At 55.5% G+C, this 6517-nt stretch carries 6 protein-coding genes and 1 pseudogene; 5 read left to right on the top strand and 2 right to left on the bottom strand.

Annotated features, from left to right (window positions below; translation table 11 throughout):
• Positions 1 to 8: 8 nt before the first annotated feature.
• Both AUC60_RS11385 and AUC60_RS11380 read right to left on the bottom strand, forming a co-directional pair.
• A complete protein-coding gene (locus tag AUC60_RS11385) occupies positions 9 to 224 on the bottom strand; it encodes a glutathione S-transferase family protein (RefSeq protein WP_027902392.1) in 216 nt (71 codons plus the stop codon).
• Positions 225 to 241: 17 nt separating this feature from the next.
• A complete protein-coding gene (locus AUC60_RS11380) occupies positions 242 to 1150 on the bottom strand; it encodes a DUF808 domain-containing protein (RefSeq protein ID WP_087266884.1) in 909 nt (302 codons plus the stop codon).
• 169 nt (positions 1151 to 1319) lie between these two features.
• Here AUC60_RS11380 and AUC60_RS11375 point away from each other — a divergent pair, with 169 nt between their 5' ends.
• The 5 genes and pseudogenes from AUC60_RS11375 to AUC60_RS11360 all read left to right on the top strand — a co-directional run bounded on the left by AUC60_RS11375 (position 1320) and on the right by AUC60_RS11360 (position 6349).
• Positions 1320 to 1943, top strand: a complete 624-nt coding sequence (locus AUC60_RS11375) for a TetR/AcrR family transcriptional regulator (RefSeq protein WP_087266881.1) — start codon at positions 1320 to 1322, stop codon at positions 1941 to 1943.
• A 497-nt stretch (positions 1944 to 2440) separates the two neighbouring features.
• A pseudogene (locus AUC60_RS28530) lies at positions 2441 to 3274 on the top strand (cache domain-containing protein); the annotation flags it as partial.
• Between the two features lie 123 nt (positions 3275 to 3397).
• The gene (locus AUC60_RS28525; RefSeq protein WP_405622956.1) at positions 3398 to 4132 is read left to right on the top strand and encodes a methyl-accepting chemotaxis protein; all 735 of its coding nucleotides are present in this window, start codon (positions 3398 to 3400) and stop codon (positions 4130 to 4132) included.
• 265 nt (positions 4133 to 4397) lie between these two features.
• The gene (locus AUC60_RS11365; protein ID WP_087266875.1) at positions 4398 to 5231 is read left to right on the top strand and encodes an ion transporter; all 834 of its coding nucleotides are present in this window, start codon (positions 4398 to 4400) and stop codon (positions 5229 to 5231) included.
• Between the two features lie 119 nt (positions 5232 to 5350).
• Positions 5351 to 6349 carry a sulfate ABC transporter substrate-binding protein gene (locus tag AUC60_RS11360; protein WP_087266872.1) on the top strand — a complete coding sequence of 333 codons (999 nt, stop codon included), beginning with the start codon at positions 5351 to 5353 and terminating at the stop codon, positions 6347 to 6349.
• The last annotated feature ends 168 nt before the right edge of the window (positions 6350 to 6517 follow it).

Raw genomic sequence — 6517 nt, 5'->3', positions numbered from 1 at the left:
CTGCGTATCTATTCCCAAGGTAACGGCTTGCCCGCCCGCACTTTTGAGTTGATCGCACGCAGCAACTCCAATGGATCACTCTCGGTTTGCGCGTGACTTTGTTCATCGACCCAGGCCGAAACCTGCTTGCGGTCCAGATTGGGCCGCAAATGCAGGATCTCCACTAACTGACGCTCACATTGCTGGGCATACGCGACAACGCTGGAAAACAGTGGGCTATTCATTCAAGTCGACCAGCCATTCAGGCCCTGATTAGTTTCCAGACTTTCCCCGCTACCGTGACCAGCAGCAGGACCAACGCACCTGCAATAATACCGGCGACTGCGTCCAGCAGAGTAGGCACCACCATCGAAAAACCACCGACCGTTTGCGCCGCATGCTCCGTTACGCCTTCGATCCAGTGATGAACGAAAGGCACGCCATGGGTGAGAATCCCGCCGCCGACCATAAACATCGCGGCAGTACCGACAATCGAAAGGATTTTCATCAATACCGGCGCCAACCACAGTAGCGCTGAACCAATACTTTGCACCGCCGACCTGGCGCTTTTCTTCAAATAAAGACCGAGATCGTCCAGTTTGACGATGCCCGCCACCAGACCGTATACGCCGACGGTGATCAACACCGCCACGATAACAAGCACGCCGACCTGATCCAGGAATGGTCGGGTGGACACCACGCCCAGCGCCAGCACGATGATTTCTGCCGAGAGAATGAAGTCAGTCCGAATCGCCCCTTTGACCCTGTCTTTTTCGAACGCGACCATGTCGACATTCTTGTCGGTGGCAGCCTTCCTGCGCTGCTGACGCTGTTGCTCGGTTTCGGGATGCAGCCATTTATGGGCAATCTTCTCGAAACCTTCGAAACACAAGTAAGCACCGCCAATCATTAACAGAGGCAGAATCGCCCAAGGTGCAAACGCACTGATCAGCAAGGCAGCGGGCACCAGTATTGCCTTGTTGATCAAGGAACCCTTGGCCACCGCCCAAACAACGGGCAATTCACGATCGGCGGACACTCCGGTGACCTGTTGTGCGTTAAGAGCCAGATCGTCGCCCAATACACCAGCGGTTTTCTTTGCGGCCAGAGACACGTCGTCCAACAGCGTCGCGATGTCATCCAAAAGAGTCAGCAAACTTCCAGCAGCCACAGTCAATATCCTTGAATACGTCATTGAACGTTCGATAAAGCAGCATGATTGATGCCACGCAGCGGCCATTGAAGCACAGCACGGATCAAGGGGTTGGCTGATATTGAGGCGCTCATGAGCCGGGTGCTACCATGCGCAACCGCCGATCGGGCAAGGAAACCTCTGGTTTATGAGCAGTATTCGCGAGCGCAACAAAGAGCTGATCCTGCGTGCCGCCAGTGAAGAGTTCGCCGACAAAGGCTTTGCAGCCAGCAAAACCAGCGACATCGCCGCCAAGGCAGGCGTACCCAAGCCCAACGTTTACTACTACTTCAAGTCCAAGGAAAACCTCTACCGCGAGGTGCTCGAAAGCATCATCGAGCCGATCCTGCGCGCCTCCACGCCTTTCAATCGCGATGGCGTGCCTGCCGAGGTTCTCAGCGCCTATATCCGTTCAAAAATCCTGATCTCCCGCGACCTGCCCTTCGCCTCGAAAGTATTCGCCAGCGAGATCATGCATGGCGCGCCGCACCTCTCGCCTGAGCAGGTAGAGCAACTCAACGGCCAGGCCAAACACAACATTGATTGCATTCAGGGCTGGATCGACAGCGGTCTGATCGCGCCCATCGATCCCCATCACTTGATGTTCACAATTTGGGCTGCGACCCAGACCTATGCCGACTTCGACTGGCAGATATCGACAGTCACCGGCAAGGCGAAGCTGGAAGACAGTGATTACGAAGCGGCAACCCAGACAATCATCCGGCTGGTGCTGAAAGGCTGCGCCCCGGATATTGAACCAAAGAATGCATGAATCGGGATTTGGAATGATGGGTAGGCGCTGACGTGGGACCGGCTTTAGCCGGGAAGGCGGTATTTCTGAAGATGAAGATTCAGCGTCTGTCCCGCCCTCTTCCCGGCTAAAGCCGGTCCCACGTCATTCGCACAGAATCTGTGGATTCAAACAGCCTCAAAGGCTCACTTTCCCGCAGACAACAAAAAACCCGCCGAGGCGGGTTTTTTGTATGACCATTCCGACATCCTGTCAGTAGCCGTCCTGGCGATGGTCGATCATCCGTGATCCCGAAGCGCTTCCTTCGCTGCGGTGATGGATCCAATTTACCGCTCAAATATGACGACTCATAGAGCGGAACTCCCCTCTTCGTGTAAGCCTTTCGCTATACCGCACAGGAATTTGAGAAATTTCCGCCAAGCCACTCAGGTTTATCCTTTCAGCGCCGACACCCACTTTAGTAGCGGTGGACTAGACGACAAGTATCAAAAGGCTATTATCGGGTCGGGACTGACCTCATGGGGCCCCCACGGCGCAAAGCGTCCGAAACAATAAAAAATAGAACGGAGCAACCGGTCATGACAATGCGCAGCTTATCCATCAGCCGACGACTCTGGCTGATTCTCATCGTCTCCGTACTGATGCTGTTTATCCTGGCAGCGGCCATGCTCAAACAAGTGCACACGGACCTCTACGCCGCCAAGGCGGAAAAAACCATGCATGTGGTGCAGAGCGCCAGCGGGATCCTGGAGTATTACCAGGGTCTGGAGACTGCCGGCGCGCTAAGCCGTGATGCGGCCCAGAAACAGGCTCTGGATGCTATCCGCGGCATGCGCTACAACAAGGATGATTACTTCTGGATCAACGATATGCGTCCAGTCATGATCATGCATCCCATGAACGCGAAGCTGGTCGGTCAGGATTTGTCCGCAATCAAGGACCCGGATGGCTTTGCCGTCTTCAATGAGATGGTTGCCGTGGCCAAGGAAAAAGGCGCGGGCATGATTCAGTATCGCTGGCCCAAGCCGGGTGCCAGTGAACCCGTCCGGAAAATTTCCTACGTAAAACTGTTTGCACCCTGGGGCTGGATTCTCGGCTCAGGCGTTTACGTCGATGACGTGAAAGCAGAGTTCCAGCAACAGACGATCAATGCTGCATTGTTCAGCCTGGCGATCATCGCCGTCATGGCACTGCTGGTCATTCTTATCGCGCGCAGCATCGTCCGCCCTCTTCGCGACTCCGTGCAAGCCATGGCTGACATTGCCAGCGGCGAGAGCGATTTGACCCGCTCTCTGGAAACTCAAGGCAACGACGAAGTCACTCAACTGGCCAGACATTTCAACGCCTTCACCGCCAAGCTGCGTGGCGTGGTCATTCAATTACAGGCATCGGCTAACGGCCTGGAAAAAGCCTCCTCCGACTTGGGCAGCAATGCCGAACAAGCCCAGGCGCGCAGCCAGCAACAGTCGCAGCAAATGGAACTGGTGGCGACCGCCGTCAACGAGGTGACTTATGGCGTTCAGGACGTTGCCAAGAATGCCGAGCACGCCGCCAATGAAATGCGCGACGCCGAGTCCCAGGCGCACCAGGGCCAGGTGAACATCGACAGCAGCCTGCGCCAGATCGATCACTTGTCCAGCACGATCAATCAAGCGGTTGACGTAATTCGCACGCTCTCTTCGGAAAGTACACAAATCGGTGGCGTACTTGAGGTCATCAGTTCAATCGCCGAACAGACCAACTTGCTGGCCCTGAATGCGGCGATCGAAGCCGCTCGTGCCGGGGAGCAGGGTCGTGGTTTTGCGGTGGTAGCCGATGAAGTTCGCTTGCTGGCCCAGCGCACCCAGAAATCGACCGCTGAGATTCAAAGCATGATCGAACGCCTGCAGACTCATTCTGATGCGGCGGTAAAAGTCATTGCCGATAGCAGCCGTTCATCACAACTGACCATCGAGCAAGCCAATCAGGCCGGGCAAAGCCTGACCTCGATCAGCCAGGCCTTGCGCAACCTCAACAGCCTCAACGCGTCGATTGCCAGCGCAACGTTGCAGCAATCCCACGTCGTCGAGGACATCAACCAGAACGTCACGCAGGCAGCGCAACTCTCGCAGAGCACTGCCATCGCAGCAGAACAGTCGACGGAAGCAAGCGTTCACTTGCGGGAAATGAGCGAACAGTTGAATGGGTTGTTGCGGCAGTTCAGGGTTTAGTAACGGGCTTATAAACCTGTGGAAGATTCTTTTTTTGCGCGCAAGGGTACTGCGCCGTCGTGGGACCGGCTTTAGCCGGGAAGAGGTCAGTACCGTCACTGAAAATGTGTCGTCTGATAAGCAGCTTTCCCGGCTAAAGCCGGTCCCACGTCATCAGCTTGCGGACAAGTAAAGGATCCCACAGGTCCTGCGCTTCCAATACAACAGTGCAAACCAGCCCCTGAAATTTGCGTAGACTGCTCCGATCTTGAATTCGGAAACCACCATGGACAGCACCATCAGTCGCCGCGAACAGTTACGCATTGTCATTTTTCAGAACGATACCCCGGCCGGACGACGCTTCGACAAGATGCTGCTGGTGGTCATCCTCTGCAGTCTGATTGTCGTCGTGCTCGACAGCATTCCCGCCGCACACGAAGGCTATGGCGAGTGGCTCGCCTATGCCGAGTGGGGATTCACCGCAGTATTCATCATCGAATATGCACTGCGTCTGTACTGCTCACCGCGACCACTGCAATACGCCTTCAGCTTCTATGGACTGGTAGACCTGCTGGCCATCGTGCCTGGCATCCTCGCGATCTATTACAGCGATGCGCAGTACCTGTTGATCGTGCGTGTGATCCGCATGTTGCGGATTTTCCGGGTGCTCAAACTCAGCCCGTACCTGAAGCAAGCCAATTACCTGCTGTCGGCACTGCGCGGCAGTAAACAGAAGATCATCGTGTTTCTGGTCAGCGTGTCTACGCTGGTGGTTGTGTTTGGCACACTGATGTATGTGATTGAAGGTCCCGAGCACGGTTTTACCAGCATCCCGAAAGGCATCTACTGGGCAGTCGTGACGCTGACCACCGTGGGCTATGGCGACATTGTGCCCAAGACCGCTATCGGCCAGATGCTCTCGGCGCTGGTGATGATCACCGGTTACTCGATCATCGCGGTGCCCACAGGAATCTTCACCGCCGAGCTGGCCACTGCCATGCGTGGCGAACAGCTGAAACACGATTGCCCGGTGTGCTCGAAGAATAATCACGAACACGGCGCCGCCTTTTGCTCACGCTGCGGCAACGCGCTTTTCCCCCGCGTGGAAAATAAAGCATAAGCAAATGCTTTTTAAATCTTTAAACGCCTAATGCTGCCCGGCTATAGTCGCCAGCATTAAGCCATCAACTCAGTGCTATAAACCCGGTAGCATGACCCACCACAAAAAAGGAATGCGCAGTGAACAGACTTTTCGCCGCTTCGTTACTCGCCGCTGGACTGGCCTTCGGCAGCGCGGCTCAGGCCGCCCCGACCTTGCTCAACGTGTCGTATGACGTAATGCGTGACTTCTATAAGGACTACAACGCTGCGTTCCAGAAACACTGGCAAGCCGAACATAAAGAAAACATCGCCGTGCAGATGTCCTTCGGCGGCTCCAGTAAACAAGCCCGCTCAGTCATCGACGGCCTGCCAGCCGACGTGATCACCATGAACATGGCCACCGACATCAATGCTTTGGCAGATAACGGCGAACTGGTCCCGAAGAACTGGGTCACGCGCCTGCCAAACAACAGCGCGCCGTTCACTTCGGCCACCGTATTTATCGTCCGCAAGGGCAACCCTAAAGCCTTGAAAGACTGGAACGACCTGGTCAAGGACGGCGTAGAAGTTATCGTGCCAAACCCGAAAACGTCGGGTAACGGCCGTTACACCTATCTGTCGGCATGGGGCTATACCCTGAAAAACGGTAGTGATGAAGCCGCTGCCAGGAAGTTCGTCGGCGACCTGTTCAAACACGTACCCGTGCTGGACACCGGCGGCCGTGGCGCTACCACCACATTCATGACCAACCAGATTGGTGACGTGCTGGTTACTTTCGAAAACGAAGCAGAAATGATTGCCCGCGAATTCGGTCGTGATCAGTTCGAAGTGGTTTACCCGAGCGTCTCAGCTGAAGCCGAACCGCCTGTTAGCGTGGTCGACAAAGTCGTTGATAAGAAAGGCAGTCGCGCCGCCGCCGAGGAATACCTGAAGTACCTGTGGTCCCCTGAAGCCCAGGAAATCGCCGCCGCCAACTACTTGCGCCCGCGTGATCCAAAAGTACTGGCGAAATATACCGACCGCTTTCCGAAAGTCGATTTCCTCTCGGTAGAGAAAACCTTCGGCGACTGGCGCACTGTGCAGAAAACCCACTTCGCTGATGGTGGGGTGTTTGATCAGATCTATACCGGCAAATGATTGGGCTGGTTTGAAATGAAAAACGGCGACCTTCGGGTCGCCGTTTTTTTGCCTTAGGAAACACAACCGTACGGTGGGAGCACGCCTTGTGTCCACGACACACCGCTGTCGCCGAGCAAATATAGGACCTGTAGGAGCTCACCGAGGTTACGAGGCCAGCGATAGCGG

It is taken from the genome of Pseudomonas caspiana, assembly GCF_002158995.1.
Lineage (GTDB): Bacteria > Pseudomonadota > Gammaproteobacteria > Pseudomonadales > Pseudomonadaceae > Aquipseudomonas > Aquipseudomonas caspiana.
Note: the sequence above shows the minus strand (reverse complement) of the source record. Positions and strands in the feature narration are given on the sequence as shown.

Coding starts and splice junctions, on each gene's coding strand:
- AUC60_RS11385 (WP_027902392.1), bottom strand. CDS start 224: ATGAATAGCCCACTGTTTTCCAGCGTTGTCGCGTATGCCCAGCAATGT.
- AUC60_RS11375 (WP_087266881.1), top strand. CDS start 1,320: ATGAGCAGTATTCGCGAGCGCAACAAAGAGCTGATCCTGCGTGCCGCC.
- AUC60_RS28525 (WP_405622956.1), top strand. CDS start 3,398: ATGGAACTGGTGGCGACCGCCGTCAACGAGGTGACTTATGGCGTTCAG.
- AUC60_RS11365 (WP_087266875.1), top strand. CDS start 4,398: ATGGACAGCACCATCAGTCGCCGCGAACAGTTACGCATTGTCATTTTT.